The sequence below is a fragment of the Lactobacillus sp. wkB8 genome (genome assembly GCF_000761135.1).
GTDB lineage: Bacteria > Bacillota > Bacilli > Lactobacillales > Lactobacillaceae > Lactobacillus > Lactobacillus helsingborgensis.
In genome coordinates, this window is the sequence record NZ_CP009531.1 from 1882031 (window position 1) to 1901879 (window position 19849).

Here is a 19849-nt window from a genome sequence, read left to right on the forward strand (position 1 = left end):
TTGCCTATCCTTTCTTTTGGTTATTTATCCTTGTTACCATTTTTTCATTAAAAATAACCACAGGTAACAATAAAACTATATCCAGCAAAAATAATAGTATTGTAAAAATTAGCGCTGCCCAATTGCCGTTTGTACCGAAAAATGAAACTAATAATCCTGGTGTTCCCTTTAAAATCTGATAAACGCATACTGGAATAACATGTAAGCTAATTGCTGCTGCAGCTAGCGTCATGTTAATAAGCGGAATCACTATGCTAGGAATCAGGAACACAGGATTTAAAATCAGCGGTAAACCAATATTAAAGCCTAAAGTAGAACCAAAAGTTGCAGGCAACAAATTAATTTTGGCATTGATCTCATTTTCTCTATTACTCCTTATTAGCAGCATTAGTACTATGATGGCTAAAACTACGCTGGCTCCACCCATAGTGCCGTAAGTATTAATAAGAGAACTGCCCAAAAATTTGTAAGGGACATTCCAAGAATTACCATGCCTTAACGTGTAAGTCAGGTTTTCAGCAGTATAAGCATTATTGACTGTTCCTGACAAAGAATGCAGTGGGAAGCCTATACCCAGCCAATCTAAGAATGTAATTGCAACCGAAAGGACTAAAACTTCAGCAAAATTATTAGTAGTTTGCATGCGACTGACAATTTCGTTAAAGCTGGCAGAATTAAGTAATTTCAGTTGTAATTCATAAATAATAATACCTAATAAAATGCCCGCCAAAAGTGAAACAAAACTCGGTAGAGCTGCAGCCCCCGCCCTTTTTTGTATAACTTTTGTGCCCTCATCTTTTACATAAGAATAATTTTTGCCTAACAAATGAAAAACTTGCCCCACGCAGTAACCCACAACTAATGCAATAAATAGCGCATTAACTTGTAATAAACTAGCTGTAAACGGCATGCGGGCATCACGACCGCTACTAGACGCATAGGAACAAAAAAGCATAATTGATACGGCAGTTAAACCCGCCATTGTAGAGTCTTTATGATAAAGGCGGGCAGTATATCGTGCCATAAAATAGCTGGCGTAAACGCCAAAAACGCCAAAGGTAATCTCAACCATACCCCGACAAACAAAAGAACCGGCATACCATATATGGTCTGACAATATTTTGTCTAAGCTAAAAATGTTATAAATTAACCCATTAGGTGTAAAGACTAGATCATTGAGGACTTTAAAGTATGAACCAACCACAGCGATTGGCATTAGCATCGCCATCGTGTGTCGTGCCGCACGAAAAAAGGAGTATTCTTGTATGCGCACTAAGATATTAAAAGTAAATTCTTTCATTTTGCAGACCCTTATCCTGATTATTTTATTTAAAAGAAAATAATACTCTAATTTTTTAGTACTAGCTATTTTTATACAGTCCTTTTTCGTTTTTAAATATTTAATGTTGTAAAAATGTTATAATAAAATTAAGTTCTAGAAGGCGATAAAATGAGCAGAAGAAAAATCGAACTAAATGAAAAAGTAGCAAAACTGACGGCAAAGTATATGGAAGTCACCGATACTGACTTTAATGATCTGATTAACGAGGCACTTAAAATGTATCTTTTTGATCGCTTGAATTCCAACCAGATTAAAGATGCACTTAAAAAGTCTGATGATACAAGTTCTGAATATACCGGCAAGTTATTTAGAGAGCGTATTGACGACTTGAATCGCTTCGAATAAATACTACTATGCAAATAAAAAGAGTGGGATTTTTAATAACCTCACTCTTTTTATTTATTATTAATAATTACTTTTTCAAAAACTGATCACCAGCTAAATTACGGTAAAAGTTGGCTTTTGTCGTCTGTTCGTATGGCAATAGCCAGATATAACCAATGCCGAAAGTAATAACGGAAAGAATGTACCAGCCAATAAAGCTTAAATTCAACACAAATAATTCCCATTTATGCCCGTCCATCAATTGCCGACTCGCTGTTATGGCAGTGGTTGCATGCACTTCTTGTCCACTTTCCACTAAATCATTAACTATATAGGGTGTCATAGCATAGGAATAAGATTTTATCAGACCAGGAATTACCAGCAACAAGGACCATAAAAATTGAAAAATATAGCTTAACAGAAAGTTCAGAAACTCGGGCACAAAACGACTATCCATAAAAACAGAAAAAATGCTCTTGAAAAAGCCCATCCTTTCTCCACGGGTAAAGTGCAAGAACGTCACCACTAAACTCAATAGGAAAAAGCTGCCGAGAAAGTTTACTCCTGTGTTAATACCTAATTGTCCGGCCCAAACACCAGGCTTAAATACTGAATCAAGCGAACCGCTGCCCATTGCATTATTAATATTATTCATAGTTCTTACAGTGGTATCAAACACTGGTTTACCAAAAAAGATACCAACGAACACAGTCATTACTATACCAACAGAAATTGCCCAGCCCCAATTATGCCTTAACTGATTTTTGGCTTCTGCTTTTAATTCTGCTCTAGTCATAACCTATCTCCTTACCTAATATATATTAATTTTATTTTACACTTCATTAGTAATATTTAGCAAAAAATATACCAAAAAGTATAGATTTATCAGCATTTAATCTATGCTAATGATATGTATGTATTGATTTAATACTCACATTATAAAAACTAATTTTTATTCATTATCTTTATCTATATGCTTTTTATGCTGGTTGCTTTAAGCTAACGAGTCTTTTACCTGCATGATTAATATCTGCAGTTTGTTTTGGCTTGGGAGCCAATTTTCACAGCTCCCAGTATTTACGGCTGGTATAGCTGCACACTTCATGTTGCAGAATGCTGCTAAAATTGCATCTTTACTTTAAAAAACTATTATGAATTTTTATCAATATTTTGAGGCATACAAAAAGCCTAGTTCCACCAACATCGGAACTAAGCTCACACAGTGTTTGTGCCGTCATTACTGACCACATTAAAGAAATTTACATTTTCGCTACCGGAGAAAATGATTACTTCCTATGGCGACACAACAGAATTTTAGCATGCAATTATATAAAAAACAAGTTTTAACCAAACATATTTGCACTTCTAGCCTTACGGCCAAGCAGTTCTAGCATAATTTGATTGATTTGCCCTTTTAGCTGGTCAAACTCGCCTTCACGGGTTTTATTTGACTGAATAATTAATATTGTTTGAGCATTATTGGTGCTGCGCATAAAAGTATAATATCCCTGCCCAGCACCGTTAGCTGTTTTAGTTTGCAGCTTATTATTATTATAAAAACCGCCATTATAATAAGCAGGTGGTCCGGCCCGATATAGCAGCATACGACTCTTTTTAGTCAGTAATTTGCCCGCAAGGAGATAATGAATTACTTTGGCCAAATCATGATTAGACATCACTACCGATCCTGCACCCAATTCATTATGGGCATCTTTTAAAGCAGCCTTATGCTTAACCACATCATAACGACCCTTGCGGTAAATCATTCCCGGTACTAGGTGACTGGCAATTATTTTTCCCGGTTTAGACCATAAAAACTCGGTCTGTCTCAGCCTTAAAGGCCTAACATAAGTTTGACGAAATAGCCGTTCATAACTTTTCTTAGTAATCTGACTGGCTATTCCGCAAAGATACACGTAGTTGAGTGAACTATAGTGCCATTTATTCAATAGACGTGGCTCAAAAATAGTTTTAGCCGCATCACAACGAATATTATCGCTATCTGAGATAAAATGCTTGCGCCCTAACTTTGTTCCCGGTTTGAGGTCCAGTCCTGCTGTCATTGCCAGCAGGTTTTTTATTTTAACCTTATTCGCGCCCGGAATTTGCGGATAAAATTGACTAAGCTTATCCTGCAAGCTTAACTTGCCTTCTTGTATCAAACGCATAACGATTGCAGCCGTCATAGACTTCTGCACAGAATTGATTAAATAACTAGTGTCAGTATTATTGCCTAAAGCATAGTTAAGCATAATTTTGCCATTTTTAATGACTAGAATTGAGCCTTTAATTCCCAGGGCATCAACTTGCTGGCGCACTACTTGCCTTTTAAAGATTCTTTTGAATTGCTTTTTAATGGATTTTCATTAGTTAAACTAATCTGATATGGCTTCTTTTGCCATTTGCGACTGTAAAAGTAATTATGAATATTATAATTACGTGGAATATCGGCTTGCGCCATAAACGGCTTTACTGCCTGGTCAACAGCTACCCAGCCGCGCCAGCCTATATGAATAGTATCTTCCATGAAATACTGTTCACCACCACGTTTGGATAAGTCAGTGACGTTATCAAAACCTTGGCTCGCCAACTGGTATTTAATTTTAGAAACGGCCTTTTGGTACATCTTCTGGGATAAGCCCGTATAATTAGACCATTTTTCATTAATCGGCGGGATAATGAATAACACATTGGTATGCTGCTTGGCAAACTGATGCAACATCAACTCGAAATCGCTGTATTCCACCGATTTAGTGTAATTAAAATGACGCTGACTATCTTTTAATTTGGCTAATAAGCGTTTATTCAAGCGTTTTTTGAAGAAGCGATTATTAATACCAAAATTATTAGAATTGGTGTTTATAGCAGCCTGCTCACTTGCCACTTTATTTAAAGCTTTAACTGAATAGGTAGCTGGTAACAGCTTAGCCCGATCGTTAATTTTTTTGATGCGGTCACGCAACTGAAAGGTACTGAAAAACTTATCCTCATTGTTAAGTATGCGCCGCTGGTTTTCGAGATAAAAACGTTGAAATCCCGTTAGCTTTTGCCCGTCAGCAACTCTTTTCATCCCTTGCCTGATAACGCCCTTCACTTCTGGCATTTGCAAGAAACGCTTAGCTGCATAGCGGTTTGTCGGTGTATCTTTTTTAATCCCTAACAGAAAATTGCAGGCTTGTAGTGGTGAATAATACAGTGCGAAGGCATCGGGATTTTGTCCCCTCTTGGTAAACCATTGCGGTGAAACAATGACCACGGCCTTTTTGTCCTTAAGCTGCTCGGGCGTGCTCTGCATTTCCAAAAAGTGCGCTAAGGATTGACTGCCTGGCCCACCTAACAAAAATGGCCGGTAATTGCGGTGATATTTTTGCGCGATTACACTCGGATGCAGCGGGTCAAGCCGTGATAATTCACTTGAGCCATAAAAAGGCACGTAGCCATCTTTATAAGCATCTTGTTTCATTAAGGAGCCCTTAAAAATGGTCGTGGTCTGCGAATTCGCAGCTTGATAGATCGCACCTTGCGAAAAAGTCCGCTCCCACGGCAGTAAAAAGATAACCAGTAACAAGACTGCCGCGCAAAGTACCGGGCCAAAAATCTGCCACAGCCGGCGTTTGTTACTCATTTTCTAAATTTTCCACCTTTGCCACAATTTTATTAGGCGTGTCCCATTCATTTCTGTCAAATTCAGAAACAGGTACATCAATTTGAAATTTTTCCTGCAAATTTAACAACATTTGCACACTGGCCATTGAATCCATTAAACCGTTGGCAAAAATATTTTCATCCATTCTGTCTGTTAAATCTTCACCAGTTAAATCTTGTAAAATTGCTAAAACTTCTTTTTTGGTATCCATGATAAAAACTCCTTAATAATTCACTGCTTATTTCCAGCCAAACCATAATTGGCTGAGGAACCCTGAAAAAATCAGGAAACTGAAACAAACAACATTAAAAGTAACAAAAATTGCCAGCCATTTCGTATATTTGTTCGATGGCAATTTATCTTTGTGCTTCTTTTTAAACCGCAACCAACAATCATTGATGATGATAGCGAAAGCATGGAATAAGCCGTAAACAATGTAGTACCAGGTTAACCCATGCCAGAAGCCCATTACTAAGAATAATAACAGATAAGCTGCTTGAGATAGTCTAACGGGATTTTTGAACAGCTTTTTCTTCATCGCAAAGAAGGTAAACCGCATATAGATGTAGTCGCGGAACCAGAAGGACAAGGTCATGTGCCACCGATTCCAGAATTCTTTGATGTTTTGCGCGATAAACGGCTTATTAAAGTTCATTGGAGTGTGAATACCCATAAAGTAGGAAATTGACACTGCAAACAAGGAATAGCCCGCAAAGTCAAAGAATAAATACATGCTGTAGCAGTACATGTAGGCGACTACCCACCACGACAGTTTCAAGCCGCCATTAGCTGTACCTGTTATCATTGCTGCTCGGGTAATTCTAGGCAGCCAGTGGGTACCAAAGAACCAGCCCAAGACAAATTTATATAAAAAGCCTTGAAACAGATAGCGTGTCGCCAGTTCTAAATCAGTCAGATATTCGCTGCGTTTAGGGGCCTTATCACATTCCTTAGCAAACCTACGGTAGCGATCAATTGGACCTGATGAAATAGTGGGAAAGAATAAGAGAAAGCGTAGATACATTCCGAGATTAAGCTCTTTAATGGCACCATCGCGAACCTCCATCACAACTTGCACAGTCTTAAAAGTTAGGTAAGAGATCCCCAAAAATGCCAAAACACCAGGTATCTTAGCTTGCGGAAAAGCAGTTTGCACTTTAACTAAAATCAGAGGCACAATTGCTAAAATGACGGCCAGATAGAAAACCCAGGTTTTATTTTGACTATTTTTACGCCTACGATAATAAAAGTAGCCATAAGTGACTAACAACTGAAACAGAACGTAGATAATCAAACTAACACCCTGTTGCCACTTTTCCGCATCAAAAATAAGAAAAAGAAAAACTAATGAGAACACAACTTCATAGATTTTTAAGCGGCGTCCCCAATACAGCCCAATAATGATTGGAATTAAACCAATCAACAAATACACAAAGTAATGCGGATTAGAGTACGGCTGCAAGTTAATGAAATTAAAATTCACTACTCGTTAACCTCCTTGATAACCGCCTTAATATCAACCTTTCCATTTTGAGAGACAGGTAATGTTTCACGGTAAACATAGCGCTGCGGAATCATGTACGGCATCAAATTTTTAGTTAAATCTGCTCTAATCATCTTAGTGATTTCTACTTCAGAATAGTGGTCTTTCACACCATCTTTCAGCTTAATTTCGGCGACGATTTGCTTGACCGTATGATCTTGGTTGTATTTAGGTGCGGCTACTCCATGATCAACCAACTTGTTCATCCCGATATAATGGTTAATTTCTTCCAGTTCAATACGGTAGCCGTTAAACTTGATCTGAAAATCAATTCTGCCCCGATAAAAGAGCATGTCGTGGTCAAAGAAGCCCTCATCACCTGAACGGTGACTCAGATATTGATCACCCGGTTTTTTAAAGAAAGCCTTAGCAGTTTTTGCAGGATTATTCATATAACCCTTCGAAGTACTCGGCCCGGTAATGATAATCTCGCCTTCATCCGGTTGATCGCCCTTAGTTTTATCAATAGTAATTTTGGTATCAGCTTTAACTTTGCCTATAGGCAGACGGTCATATTTTTTTAAAACAGCATCAGTAATTTCTACTTGAGTGACTGCGACCGTAGTTTCAGTTGGCCCGTAAGTGTTAAAAATACGCGTCTGGGGAAATTTCTTTTTTAACATTACCACTTCGTTATGTGGCAATTCTTCACCGCAAAACATGAAATGAGTCAGGTTTGGATGGTGCTTTTCGTCAAAAGTTTTATCCAGAAAACACATTTGCGCAAATGAAGGTGTCGAAACCCAGACGTTAAATTGCAAATTGGGCAGCGTCTGAAACAGCTGGGCAAAATTTTGTGTGACTTCATGTGGCAGAGCAACTAACTTCCCTGCTCCAACTAAAGCGGGATAAAGACTCATCACTGAAAGATCAAATGAATATGGCGCTTGGGATAAAAATGCTGGATGCTCTGGCAGATCAAAATCCGTCATTTCCCAATTGATAAAGCTAAGCAGATTATTATGACTAATTTGCACCCCTTTAGGCTTGCCACTGGTGCCTGAAGTAAAAATGATGTAGAAGTTGTCATCACCTTGAACAAAGTTCGCAGGGTCAGATTCAAAGTCTCCTTTTTCTACATCAGCAGGATGCACTACTTTAATAGGTGGTAAATCAATTTCAGGCAGATCGTCAATCGCTAGAAGCGCTTCAGCGCGGGAAACATCTTGGATCATAACTATCCGTTCAGCATTAGAGTAACTGGCAATGGGAATATAAGCATGCCCCGACTTGACACAACCCAAAAAACTGGCAACAATTTCGAAGTCTTGGCCGCCCCAGATCATAACTGGGCTTTGAGGCGAAAGACCTAAATTGGCAATTTTATGTGCCCACTCATCTGAACGCTTTTTTAAATCACCATAGGTATTGGTTTTACCCAAATAATCATAGGCTATACGCTCAGGTTCTTTTTGGGCAACTTCATCAATTTTTGCAATTACATTTTTAATCATATTAACGTACCATCTTAAAATTCATTATAAATAAAGTGAACGGAAGTAAGGCCGCTGTATTGATACAAATAAATTAGTACCAGTAAAATGACGCAATAGATAATTGTCGTCAAAATAAACTTACCCACACGTTTACCACGTGAATCAGTTTTTTCTTTTTTAGCCATAATTTCAGATCTCTTTCAAATATCAATAAAATGTACTATCGAATATAGTACTACTAAAGATTTCCAACTAAAAAAATCGTCATCAACTTTTACCAAATTTAAATATTTTCCTAATACTATTCGCCATTCAGTTTACGGCAAGCGTGATATGCGAAACCTAGAGGAATTGCCACAATAACCGGTCCAAATAACAGTGCGATAATTATCAGAATAAAAATATTTTTTTCTTTGAGCCAGCGCTCACTTAACGCAGTGGTCAGAATATAGACCGCAAACAAAATTGTGAAAACCAATTCCGCTAAAAAGAGATATCTCAAGGGACTTTGACCAATTCGCTGGTAGAACAATAACAAGTTGGATGCTGGTAGTAAACAAAACCAACCTGAAAAACGTAACCAGAAAGTAATTTTTTTACGGTAATCTTGCTTTTTCATATTTCTCCTTAGGCTTTAATTCTATTATTTGAAATAAAGTAAGTCCAATTATAGCAATGAGACTTGTAACAAACAATTTTGCAGTAATCTAAAATTTGCATTTTTCCTACTTTCGTCATACTTTTTTCACATTTTATAGTTATACTGAAAATGTGATATAGGAAACATTTGCTTTTTTCTTATATCACACTCAACTTTTTGTTTTTCATTCATACTCCTCCAAGTATAATAATGAAAAAACCGAAATGACTTTACAGGTCATTTTCATATCTATCCCTTTCGACTCACGTGCGTTACGTGAGTTTTTCTATGGTCTTAAACAGTTCTAAAGAAATTCTTTACCCTTTTATAAGAGATTTTCTAACTTAACTTCATATTTTAGAGATATTATTTTTTATGTAGTAAGCGAAAGCAAAACTTACTACATACTCCCACTTTTTTATTTCATTCATTCTTACTCCTTCAAAGTAGATGAAAACTAACAGGCTCGCAGATCTTGCGGGCCTTTTTTCTTTGTTATAGGATTAAATTTGAACAATTATTATTTTTCATGATGAAAGGTTTATATTTAATGTTTTCACCCACAATCAAACACTTATTGGAAGAAAAATCAGGTTCTTTCATTATTCCTGCCTCTCGCATCGCTTTTGTTGAAGACGACAACCCTTTATATCACGCATTTATGATTCTGACGCGTGTCAAATATTCAAAAATTCCGGTTCTTGACCGTCAAAGTCGGGTTGTTGGCCTTTTAAGTTTGGCAATGATTACAGATAAAATGATGGAAACGGACAGCATCTCACTGGAGCCGCTAAATAAATTGCAAGTGCGCGATGTCATGCAAACTAAATTTGACAAAATTAACTTTGCGCAAACGACTTTAGAAACACAATTGCACTTACTTGTTAACAACGCTTTTTTACCCGTTGTTGATGATTATGGTGTTTTTCAAGGGCTGTTAACTCGAAGGGAATGGATTAAGGCTTTTAATTACATTGCCCATAATTTTGAAAGCAAATATCAAGTTACTCCTATTAATAAAAGCAAACAATTATAAAATATACTGTTAATTTATGATTATTTATTACTTTTTAGTGTACTTTATTCTAAACTAGTCTATAATAAAAAGTAGCAGGGAAACAACGTGTTGTTATTTCCTTATATGGCTATTTGGTTGATATGATATTAAAATTTCAATTATTTTTAGTATGTATTTTTAAATATATACGCAATTACAAATATTGTGAATTTTAATTAGGAAATAAATAACACTTTGCTAAATTAGTTAATAAGTTTTATTGATAATCCTAAAGTATTTGGAAAAGAAGAACACTAATATGGCAAGTAAAATGATTTCTGAGCAACTAACTTTTTTGGTAAGCGCAATTATTAAAAACTGGACTTATCCTAATGGTCAAGAATTATCGTTAAAAGAGCGGTCTGAATTGGTTGCTCAGCTAAAAGAACTGACCGCAAATTCAAAAAATATGGACGAAGTAGCAAAAATTACTGATGCTTTTTATAGAGATAAGGTAAGTAAAAGGTTCAAATCAGTGGATTCAAACTTTTCTTGGATCTTTATGATCTTACAGCATGAATTAGTATCAGCTACTCGGTTGCATGCCCTTTTGCTAGACTTGGCACGTGAGGAACACTTTTCGGAAAAAGGGATAGAGAAAATTAACCACTACTTTGCTGAAACCGATGATTACGGCGATAATGACAACTTTATTACCATGTCTTCTTCTGACATAATTGATTCTATCGGGAGAACAAAAATCTTTCAAATCACGCCAATAAATGATGACGATAAAAAATCTTCAAAAAATCTTCATCTTGAAACTAACTCAAAACAAGATAAACAAAATAAGCAATTCAATAAGATTATTAAACTTAAAGATTATTAAATTAAAGAAGGTGTTTAGTTCTCCACCTTCTTTTTTATGCTAAAAATTATATCCTAATTTAGACTTATTCTAAATTAGTGTTAAAATAAAAATTATACTATTTTTAGGAGGAAGCAATTAATGAGTTTAAAACGTCAATGGAAATTTATTCTGGTGCTAGTCGTTGGAATTATTGGGTTGTTTTGCCAAATTGGTTTAAAAGCAAAAAGCCTGTTTCAGTTAGGCAGTTTACAGTTCCCCATTCAAGCAATTTTGATTGATATTATTGGTATTATGATGGCAATTTCCTTATTATGTGAAATTGCTAGCGACTTTAAGTCAGGACGTTATGGTGTTGACATTTTAGCCGTGATTGCTGTAATTTCTACAATACTAATAGGTGATATTTGGGCCGAATGGATGATCTTGGTCATGATGACGGGTGGTCAAACACTGGAAGATTATGCTACTGGACAAGCAGATAAAGAATTGCGCTCCCTTTTAAGCAATTCTCCAACGATTGCCAACAAAATTGTTAATCAAGAATTGGTTTCTGTTGATGTTGACCAGTTAGCAATTGGGGATCACGTTCTGATTAAGCCCGGTGAACAAGTTCCAGTTGATGGTAAAGTCGTTAGCGGAGAATCAAGTTTTGACCAGTCATCATTAACAGGCGAATCAGTACCTGTTAACAAAAAAATTGGTGATGAGCTCATGTCCGGCTCAATTAATGGTAGTGTTGCAGTAGAAATGACCGTTACCAAAAAAGCCAGTGATTCAGAATATCAAACAATTGTTTCACTAGTTGAATCTTCACAAGCACAACCAGCAAAATTTGTTAAAATGGCTGACCGTTACGCTGTACCTTTTACAATTATTTCCTTGGCAATCGGAATTGCCGCCTGGATTCACTCTGGCAATCCTGTTAACTTTGCGGAAGTTATGGTTGTTGCCTCACCTTGCCCTTTATTAATAGCTGCACCTGTAGCCTTAGTATCAGGCATGAGTTCAATGTCAAAACACCACATCATAGTTAAGTCCGGTCCTACTTTAGAAAAATTAGCTACGGCTAAAACATTTGCTTTTGACAAAACAGGCACTTTAACAGAAAACCAGCTGGTAATTGATAAAATCATTCCAGCAAATAATGGTGCTGCTTTTAGTCCTGAAACTTTGCAAAGCTATGCTACCAGTGTAGAACAACAGTCTAGCCACATTATTGCCAATTCATTAGTAAATGTAGCTGATAAAAAACTTTTAAAACCAGCAACAGATATTAAAGAAGCTACCGGTCAAGGAATCAGTGGCATGGTAGAAAATCATTTAGTCAAAGTTGGTAAATTACAATATGTTAGCCCTGAAACGACAACTGCTCCAGTCAACGCCACTGCCGTTTACATTTCAATTGACAACAAGTATGCTGGTTGCATTACCTTTAAGGATCAGGTTCGTCCGGAAAGTGCAGAAACAATAGCACGCTTGAAGCGTCAAAGCGGTGCTCACATCATGATGTTAACCGGAGATCATAAAGATGTCGCTAATAAAATTGGTCAGTCTGTAGGTGTTACTGATATCCGTTACGACTTATTACCAGCTGAAAAAATTGCTGCTATTAGAGATGTCAAAAATGAAGATAGACCAGTAGTAATGACGGGGGATGGTATCAACGATGCACCTAGTCTATCAGCTGCTGATGTTGGTATTGCTATGGGAGCAAAAGGTGCTTCTGCTGCCAGTGAAAGCGCGGATGCCATCATTATGGTTAATGATTTATCAAAAATTAATGATGCAGTGGCAATATCCAAGCATACTATGAAGGTTGCTAACATTGATGTTTTAACCGCAATTACGATAGTAGTTATTATCGAATTGATTGCTTTTACCGGTATTATTCCTGCTTTTTGGGGAGCAATTCTACAGGAAGTTGTTGATATGATTTCGATCAGCCTTGCGCTATTAGCAAAAACCACTCCTAAAAATCCTGAACAAACCGGTATTAAAGCCTCTAAGTAAACTTTAAAATGTTTTCAACTAAAAAGCCTGATAAATTGCATTTAATATCTGATGCAAACTTATCAGGCTTTTTTATACAAAACCTAGCGAATTAAAAAGCATGTGTGACAGCATTGAATAGCGCAAATCCCTGGTGGTTGTGTAGACCCATGCTAATACACAGCCTAGTGCCCAATAAACTAATATGTATTTAGTTAATCCAGGATCATGAACATAGCCAAAAATAAAACCACTTAGAATTATCCCCAGCCACTTATTTAATTTGTTCTTTTCTTTAAAGAAAGTATTGAAGAATAATCCACGAAAGATGAGTTCCTCAAACATCGGTCCCACTAAAATAACCATTACTGGATAGAAATAACCTGACTGATGGGAAATTTGATCAAGCAAATTTTGATTGGTGGAAGTTTGTTCAAGACCTAGTCCCAAAGCAAATTGAACGACCGCACTGAAAATAATCAGCATGAATGTTCCTAAAAGAGCAATCAATATTTTCTTGAAATGCCAGTGTGGTCTGCTATTGTAGTTCCAATTGTTACTTTGCTTTAATTGCATGTGATACAGGAAACAGACTAATAACAGAGTTATAACCGTAATTGCCAGTACCAGAATAACAAAAGAAGAACTAGTTAATCCTAGTCTTTTTTTTAATTTAAAAGGGTAAAAGTAAAATTGTTGTACGAAGCTGTAGATTATAAAAGCAGCAATCATAGTAATTATATTGCCTAAGAAATAAAAAAATTTCTTCATCATGTTTACACCCTTTTCATATTAAAACCAGAATAGTCAGTTAACAGTAGGTTTTCATGGCATGTGCCACCAATTTATTAAAACCGGCTTGAAACAAAATATTGCCTACTAGATTATTTCCCGGGAAATAACTTTATTATTTTATCATATTTTAATTTACTAGGACTTTTTATTCATCTTTATTATAATAGACTTAGTTTTAACATCTAAGGTAGGATATTATGATCAGAATTTTTGAAATACTAAACCAAAACCGCTCTTTTATAATTCTATCGCTTATTATGCTGACATCTTTTGCAGTATTTTTAATTTCATGGTTAAAAGAACCACGCAGATTACTTAATGGTATTTTATTTACCATTTTTTTACTGATGCTAGGTGTTTGGCTGACAGTGATGATTTTATCTACCAGTATTCGACCGCTTATATTAGCTTATGAAATTATAATAGTGCTGTTTATAGCGGCAATAACTTTGATGGCGGCTTTTTCATGGCTGTTTTTCTTATGGAATGCCTACATTGTATGGAAAAGGGAAAGTCATACTCTATCTAACCTCTTAACTTTATTTATTGGTATCGGAATAATAGTTATTTGGCTCATTGCATTGATTGGTCCCTTTAGAAATCTGCCTTCTTGGGTAAGAATTCTTTTGTATGCCCCTACTGGTGCCTTAGATTATTTACTTTTTGTTGCCTATGATTTTTTAGTCAATCTCACGCTTTATCAAATTGTACCAAGACAGTATGATCAAGACTACCTAATTGTCTTAGGAGCAGGACTTTCTCACGGTGAAACTGTTACCCCATTGTTAGCGAGTCGCATTAATCGCGCTATTGAATATGCTCAAAAGCAAGTTACTAAGGGAAGAAAAATGCCTAAACTGATCATGTCCGGTGGTAAAGGCGGAGATGAAAAAGTTTCTGAGGCCCAAGCTATGACCGAATATGCTATCGCAAGGGGGATTGAGCCTAACCAAATCTTACTTGAAGATCATTCCAAAAATACTTTCCAAAATATGAAGTTTTCTGCCCAAGTGGCAGCAAAAGATTTTGGGAGTAAAGACTACAGAGCTAAGTTTTTCAGTAATAACTATCACATTTTCAGGGCTTCCCTTTATGCTAAAGCAGCGGGCTTAAACGCAAATGGCGTAGGCTGCTATACTCGTTTCTATTTTCTACCTAATGCTATTGTGCGCGAGTTTGCGGCAGTTTTACTCTTAAAAAAGAAAAGGCACATTGTTGCCATCCTCTTAATTATTCTTTTCTTCATTATTTACGCTTTATTTGATTTAACTGGTCTTATTCATTAAAAAATTTAATTAGCACTATTATTATCATTAGAAAAAATAAAGTTTGCTCTTAAAAATAACTTCTTTTGGCTTTGCGGTTTTATAAATGTTAAACTATCTGTTATTAATTAATTATTAAAAAGAAAGAGAAAAAGACATGCTGCAGTTAAAAGATTTACGTAAATCATATCATGTCGGTGATACTGTCACCCATGCACTTGATGATGTTTCCATATCTTTTCGTAACCAGGAATTCGTCGCAATATTAGGACCTAGTGGTTCTGGTAAAACAACGCTCTTAAACGTTGTGGGCGGACTCGATCGCTATGATAGTGGTGATCTAATCATTAATGGTAAATCCACTAAGAATTTTAAAGAAACAGATTGGGATGCTTACCGGAACAATTCCGTTGGTTTTGTTTTTCAAAATTATAATCTGATTTCACATTTATCAATCATTGCTAACGTCGAATTAGGAATGAATCTGTCTGGCGTTTCAGCTGCGGAAAGACATCAGCGGGCAGTCAATGCCTTAACGCAAGTTGGATTAAAGAATCATATTTCTAAAAACCCTAACCAGCTTTCTGGTGGACAAATGCAAAGAGTTGCTATCGCCCGTGCTTTAGCAAACGATCCTGATATTCTGCTTTGCGATGAGCCTACAGGTGCTCTTGACACCAAAACTTCCGAGCAAATCATGAAACTAATCAAAGAGCTATCAAAAGACCGCCTAGTAGTTATGGTTACCCATAATTCAGAGCTCGCTCAAGAATATGCAACCAGAATCGTCAATTTTAAAGACGGCAAAATTTTAAATGATTCCAACCCCTTCACTCCTGAAAAAGAAAAAGATACTTTTAAATTAAAACGGACAAAAATGTCCTATTGGAATGCTATTAAATTAAGCTTTACCAATATCATGACCAAAAAAGGCAGAACCACCTTAACTGCCTTTGCCTCAAGTATCGGCATTATTTCTATTGCAGTTGTATTGGCTTTGTCTAACGGTTTTCAAAAACAGATTGACACGACGATGAGCAAAGCACTGGCTAAATATCCTGTTACCATCAATCAAACTGCTACGGATGCCAGCAATGTTCAAGACCGCAATGAATCTAATAAAAATGTCAAAAATCACGGCTATATCACAATTGAAAAAGATAGGCTGCAAGAGTCAACTCACCAAAACAAAATTGATCAAAAATACGTTAATTACGTTAAAAAGATCAATCCTAATTATGCCAACAGCATTTCATATCAGCGCGGCGTTAATTTAAATATTTTAACGCGTAAAAATCACAAAGTTAAGTCTGTGCAATTTTCGCCAATCTCCGCTGATTCTAACAGCTCACAGGCTGCTGCTCAGATGCGCATGCAGGCAATTAGTGCCACTGGTCTGGGTTCTTCCATCTTTCCTACTACTCTAAGAAAAAGCAAAAACAATTTTTTAAAAGAAAATTACCAATTATTGTCTGGTGTTTGGCCAGATAAGTCCACTGACCTGGTTTTAGTGACTGACAACAAAAACAAGCTAAATATTAACATCCTTAAAAACCTTGGTTTAAAAGTTAAAACAGGAGAAAGGTTAAAATACCAGAAGCTAGTTGGGCAAAAATTTAAAATTGTCGCTAACAATGATTATTATCAAAAACTGCCTACTGGAATGTTCATACCACAAAAAGTAAGCAATTCTATGTATGAGAATAGTAAAACTACTCTCAGAATTGTTGGCGTCATCCGACCTAAAAACGAAAATTCTATGGCTCTTTTATCCTCTGGAATTGCCTACAGTGATCAGCTGGTACAAAATATTATTAAGGAAAATAAGAATTCAGCAATAGTAAAAGCACAAAAGAAAACCACTCAAAATGTGATGACTGGTCAAAATATGAATGCACGGGAAAAGAAGCAAATGATGCAGTCAATTGGTGGTTCCACAATTCCAACCAGTATCATGATTTATCCTAACGACTTTGATGCTAAAGACAAGGTGCTTGATTATTTAGATAAGTGGAACAAGGGCAAAAAGAAACAAGATAAAATTATCTATACCGACATGTCAAGCGCTGTAACTTCAATGACTGGTGGATTGCTAAATGGTATTACTACTGTCTTAGTTGCTTTTGCCGCTATTTCTTTAGTAACCTCAATGATCATGATTGGAATTTTAACTTATACTTCTGTATTGGAAAGAACCAAAGAAATTGGTATTTTGAAGGCCTTAGGTGCACGCAAAAAAGATATCACCCGTGTCTTTGATGCAGAAACATTTATATTAGGTATCTTTTCCGGCGTGTTAGGCGTATTCATTGCCTGGCTGCTGGTATTCCCGATTAACTCTGTTCTCTACTCCATTACGGACCTATCTAATGTGGCACAGCTAAATCCGGTGCACGCAGTGGTATTAGTTATTATTTCCACTATTTTGACAATGCTTGGTGGACATTTGCCTGCGCGGATGGCAGCCAAAAAGGATGCAGCAATCGCATTAAGAAGTGAATAATTAATAATTGCTAATGAGTTCAATTAACGTGTGTTTCACATGTAACATTAATTGAACTCTTTTTATATTTAAAAAATAGTAATTAATGCACTTTATACCAGTTGACAAATTGGCATATACCAATTTATAATTAAGTTAACAAACATGGAGGCGTAAATAAAATGAAAGTAATTATTACAAGTGATAAGTCTAACGGTAGTAAAAAGGGTTTTGAAATTTTTGAAAAAAGTATCGCTAATGGTGCCAAAGTCATTGGCTTAGCAACTGGCTCTACACCTGTTGCTTTATACCAAGAATGGATTAAGAGTGACATGGATACCAGTAACCTAATCAGCATCAACCTTGATGAATATGTTGGTTTAGCTCCTGACAATGACCAAAGCTACCATTACTTTATGCAAAAATACTTATTCAATGAAAAGCCATTTAAGAAGACTTATGTTCCAGATGGTATTAAAGCAATCAAGGATCCTAAAGGAGCTTCAGACGATTACAACAAGATAATTGCAGAGAATCCAATTGATATCCAGTTATTAGGCATTGGTAGAAATGGACATATTGCCTTTAACGAACCGGGAACATCATTTGATTCCGTTACCCACGAAGTAAAACTGACAGACAATACCATTAAAGCTAACTCACGTTTCTTTGATAACATTGATGATGTGCCAAAGACTGCAATTTGTATGGGAATAGCTAACATTATGTCTGCAAAAGAAATTGTGGTAATGGCATTTGGCGACAATAAAGCTGATGCTGTGGCTAAAATGGTTGAAGGTCCAGTAACAGAAGATGTACCTGCTTCAGTTTTGCAACAACATCAAAATGTCACTGTAATTGTTGATCAGGCTGCAGCAAGCAAGTTAAGTGCTAAATATCAAAAATAATCAGTTCGTTTTTGCAAATAAAAGCGGTGCCGTAAAGCACCGCTTTTTGTTTGTAAAAAATTGCAAACTGTTAATGTATATATATGGAGCATATTATTAGTCTGTTAAAATAATCAGTATTATTATTAAGGTGAACACTGAGAGGATGGTGATAAGTTGAAAAGAATTAAGAAATGGCTATTAGTACTATGCATAATATTATTGCTACCAATTCCCGTTTACCTATTATGGGAAACCAGCATTTTTTGGCAAAAATATTTAAGGATTAAATTACCGCATTTAGGTTCTCTTAATCCCATCTTTACATGGTACTTAATTGGTATTAGTGCAATTATCTTTATAATACTAATTATCAGTTTATTTGTCATCCTATTCTGGCCAGTCCAAAGATACTTTAATCTAATTCACAAACGTGATGGTCAAGTTAAAGTCACCTCAAAAGCTATCAACAGCTTTGTAATGAATTCACTTGCTGATTTACCTTACCTAAATAATGCTAAAGTTAGTTCCAAGTTAACAAAACGCCATATTAAAATCAAAATTGGCGGTGACCTTGGTGCAGGTGAAAACATTTCTGCTCTACTTGATGAATACCTTGAAGAATTGAAAAAGAATCTAAAGCAGTTGCTGGGAATTGAACAAAAGCCAAAAATTAACATCAAGTTTACCAATTATCACAAAGGGGCTAAACCTGAGAAGCGCGTTCAATAAAGGAGGTTAAGATGAAAGAAGAATATAAAAAATACCTCCCAGAAATAAGCGGTGCTGTAATTGGTTTGTTACTGGCATTTTGCTTTTTGGTACTGGGATTTTTCAAAACTATTTTCGTCATTGTAATGTTAGTCTGTGGCTTTTTAGTTGGTCATTACTGGCCGGTATTTAAAAAGATGTTGCAGAATAAATAATTTAATATAAGGAGTATATGCAATATGGTACAATCAAGTTCAAATCAAGGAAGTTCAAAACCTGAAGTTAAAGGCGATCTAAAATATGATTCAAAGGTGATTCAAAAAATCGTGGGTATTGCCTTATCTGACATTAAAGGTCTTTTAACAGTTAACGGCGGCTTTTTCTCAAATATTGCTGATAAAATAGTTAATAGCGATGACGTCACTTCAGGTGTAAATGTTGAAGTAGGCAAAAAGCAAGTAGCCGTTGATATTGAGATCGTTGCAGAATATGGCGTAGACATTACCAAACTATATGATCAAATTAAAGAAAAGATCCAAGAAAAAGTCAAAGAAATGACCGGTCTTGATACAGTTGAAGTCAACGTTACTGTAGTTGATATTAAAACTAAAGAGCAGCATGAAAAAGATTCTGTCAGCTTACAGGACCGTATCACCGGTGCTGCTAACGACACTAAGGATAAAATCAGCGATCAAAAAGACAAAGCTCAAGATAAAGTTGAGGAAAAGAAGAAAGAAAATAGAGTTAAATAGTATTTTCAATCTCAATCGACAAATTGGAAGTAACTTATATAGTGGCATGTAACTAAAAATAGACCATTACAATATCATGCAAAAAGAAGGCCAGCCCCAACTTTAGAGCTAGGCCCTCTTTTTATTTCTGTAGAATTTTAGGTAATAGCCACATTTGCATAAAACACTA

20 protein-coding genes are annotated in these 19849 nt (G+C 36.0%); 10 read left to right on the forward strand and 10 right to left on the reverse strand.

The window, feature by feature from the left end; genetic code table 11:
- Positions 1 to 4 precede the first annotated feature (4 nt).
- Positions 5 to 1300 carry a PTS sugar transporter subunit IIC gene (locus LACWKB8_RS08705; RefSeq protein WP_038524731.1) on the reverse strand — a complete coding sequence of 432 codons (1296 nt, stop codon included), beginning with the start codon at positions 1298 to 1300 and terminating at the stop codon, positions 5 to 7.
- Positions 1301 to 1450: 150 nt separating this feature from the next.
- On the opposite strand from LACWKB8_RS08705, the gene LACWKB8_RS08710 reads away from it, so the two are divergent.
- Positions 1451 to 1687 (forward strand): hypothetical protein, encoded by a 237-nt coding sequence (locus LACWKB8_RS08710; RefSeq protein WP_038524735.1) that lies wholly within the window; start codon positions 1451 to 1453, stop codon positions 1685 to 1687.
- Between the two features lie 67 nt (positions 1688 to 1754).
- Here LACWKB8_RS08710 and LACWKB8_RS08715 read toward each other — a convergent pair whose 3' ends face one another.
- The 8 genes from LACWKB8_RS08715 to LACWKB8_RS08750 all read right to left on the reverse strand — a co-directional run bounded on the left by LACWKB8_RS08715 (position 1755) and on the right by LACWKB8_RS08750 (position 8910).
- Entirely contained in the window at positions 1755 to 2462 is a 708-nt protein-coding gene (locus LACWKB8_RS08715; RefSeq protein WP_038524738.1) for a DUF975 family protein, read from the reverse strand.
- A gap of 547 nt (positions 2463 to 3009) precedes the next feature.
- The gene (locus tag LACWKB8_RS08720) at positions 3010 to 3984 is read right to left on the reverse strand and encodes a serine hydrolase (RefSeq protein WP_052059701.1); all 975 of its coding nucleotides are present in this window, start codon (positions 3982 to 3984) and stop codon (positions 3010 to 3012) included.
- Complete coding sequence (gene dltD / locus LACWKB8_RS08725) at positions 3984 to 5291, reverse strand: D-alanyl-lipoteichoic acid biosynthesis protein DltD (protein ID WP_038524741.1); 1308 nt, start codon at positions 5289 to 5291, stop codon at positions 3984 to 3986. Before dltD ends, LACWKB8_RS08720 begins: the two co-directional genes overlap by 1 nt.
- Positions 5284 to 5523: a D-alanine--poly(phosphoribitol) ligase subunit DltC gene (dltC, locus tag LACWKB8_RS08730; protein WP_038524744.1), complete on the reverse strand. Its 240-nt coding sequence runs from the start codon at positions 5521 to 5523 to the stop codon at positions 5284 to 5286. The genes dltD and dltC overlap by 8 nt, the downstream gene beginning before the upstream one ends.
- Before the next feature lie 27 nt (positions 5524 to 5550).
- Positions 5551 to 6795, reverse strand: coding sequence for a D-alanyl-lipoteichoic acid biosynthesis protein DltB (gene dltB, locus LACWKB8_RS08735; RefSeq protein ID WP_038524747.1), 1245 nt, complete (start codon positions 6793 to 6795; stop codon positions 5551 to 5553).
- On the reverse strand, positions 6795 to 8309 hold the full coding sequence (gene dltA / locus LACWKB8_RS08740; protein WP_038524751.1) for a D-alanine--poly(phosphoribitol) ligase subunit DltA: 1515 nt from the start codon (positions 8307 to 8309) through the stop codon (positions 6795 to 6797). The genes dltB and dltA overlap by 1 nt, the downstream gene beginning before the upstream one ends.
- Before the next feature lie 14 nt (positions 8310 to 8323).
- Complete coding sequence (locus tag LACWKB8_RS08745) at positions 8324 to 8476, reverse strand: teichoic acid D-Ala incorporation-associated protein DltX (RefSeq protein ID WP_038524754.1); 153 nt, start codon at positions 8474 to 8476, stop codon at positions 8324 to 8326.
- A 116-nt stretch (positions 8477 to 8592) separates the two neighbouring features.
- A complete protein-coding gene (locus tag LACWKB8_RS08750; protein ID WP_038524757.1) occupies positions 8593 to 8910 on the reverse strand; it encodes a hypothetical protein in 318 nt (105 codons plus the stop codon).
- Between the two features lie 571 nt (positions 8911 to 9481).
- Between LACWKB8_RS08750 and cbpB the strand changes: the two genes are divergently transcribed.
- From cbpB to LACWKB8_RS08765, 3 genes are all read left to right on the forward strand, one after another.
- Positions 9482 to 9967 carry a cyclic-di-AMP-binding protein CbpB gene (gene cbpB, locus LACWKB8_RS08755; protein ID WP_038525091.1) on the forward strand — a complete coding sequence of 162 codons (486 nt, stop codon included), beginning with the start codon at positions 9482 to 9484 and terminating at the stop codon, positions 9965 to 9967.
- A 280-nt stretch (positions 9968 to 10247) separates the two neighbouring features.
- Positions 10248 to 10817, forward strand: coding sequence for a hypothetical protein (locus tag LACWKB8_RS08760; protein ID WP_038524760.1), 570 nt, complete (start codon positions 10248 to 10250; stop codon positions 10815 to 10817).
- Between the two features lie 120 nt (positions 10818 to 10937).
- A complete protein-coding gene (locus LACWKB8_RS08765) occupies positions 10938 to 12809 on the forward strand; it encodes a heavy metal translocating P-type ATPase (RefSeq protein ID WP_038524763.1) in 1872 nt (623 codons plus the stop codon).
- 72 nt (positions 12810 to 12881) lie between these two features.
- On the opposite strand, the gene LACWKB8_RS08770 is transcribed toward LACWKB8_RS08765, so the two are convergent.
- Positions 12882 to 13562, reverse strand: a complete 681-nt coding sequence (locus LACWKB8_RS08770) for a CPBP family intramembrane glutamic endopeptidase (RefSeq protein WP_242491927.1) — start codon at positions 13560 to 13562, stop codon at positions 12882 to 12884.
- Positions 13563 to 13777: 215 nt separating this feature from the next.
- On the opposite strand from LACWKB8_RS08770, the gene LACWKB8_RS08775 reads away from it, so the two are divergent.
- The 6 genes from LACWKB8_RS08775 to LACWKB8_RS08800 all read left to right on the forward strand — a co-directional run bounded on the left by LACWKB8_RS08775 (position 13778) and on the right by LACWKB8_RS08800 (position 19680).
- The gene (locus LACWKB8_RS08775; RefSeq protein WP_038524765.1) at positions 13778 to 14869 is read left to right on the forward strand and encodes an ElyC/SanA/YdcF family protein; all 1092 of its coding nucleotides are present in this window, start codon (positions 13778 to 13780) and stop codon (positions 14867 to 14869) included.
- Positions 14870 to 15005: 136 nt separating this feature from the next.
- Positions 15006 to 17351: an ATP-binding cassette domain-containing protein gene (locus tag LACWKB8_RS08780; RefSeq protein WP_038524767.1), complete on the forward strand. Its 2346-nt coding sequence runs from the start codon at positions 15006 to 15008 to the stop codon at positions 17349 to 17351.
- A gap of 161 nt (positions 17352 to 17512) precedes the next feature.
- A complete protein-coding gene (locus tag LACWKB8_RS08785; RefSeq protein ID WP_038524770.1) occupies positions 17513 to 18238 on the forward strand; it encodes a glucosamine-6-phosphate deaminase in 726 nt (241 codons plus the stop codon).
- 156 nt (positions 18239 to 18394) lie between these two features.
- Positions 18395 to 18949 carry an alkaline shock response membrane anchor protein AmaP gene (gene amaP / locus LACWKB8_RS08790; RefSeq protein ID WP_038524773.1) on the forward strand — a complete coding sequence of 185 codons (555 nt, stop codon included), beginning with the start codon at positions 18395 to 18397 and terminating at the stop codon, positions 18947 to 18949.
- 11 nt (positions 18950 to 18960) lie between these two features.
- Positions 18961 to 19143 carry a DUF2273 domain-containing protein gene (locus LACWKB8_RS08795; RefSeq protein WP_038524776.1) on the forward strand — a complete coding sequence of 61 codons (183 nt, stop codon included), beginning with the start codon at positions 18961 to 18963 and terminating at the stop codon, positions 19141 to 19143.
- Between the two features lie 24 nt (positions 19144 to 19167).
- A complete protein-coding gene (locus tag LACWKB8_RS08800) occupies positions 19168 to 19680 on the forward strand; it encodes an Asp23/Gls24 family envelope stress response protein (RefSeq protein ID WP_038524779.1) in 513 nt (170 codons plus the stop codon).
- Positions 19681 to 19849 lie beyond the last annotated feature (169 nt).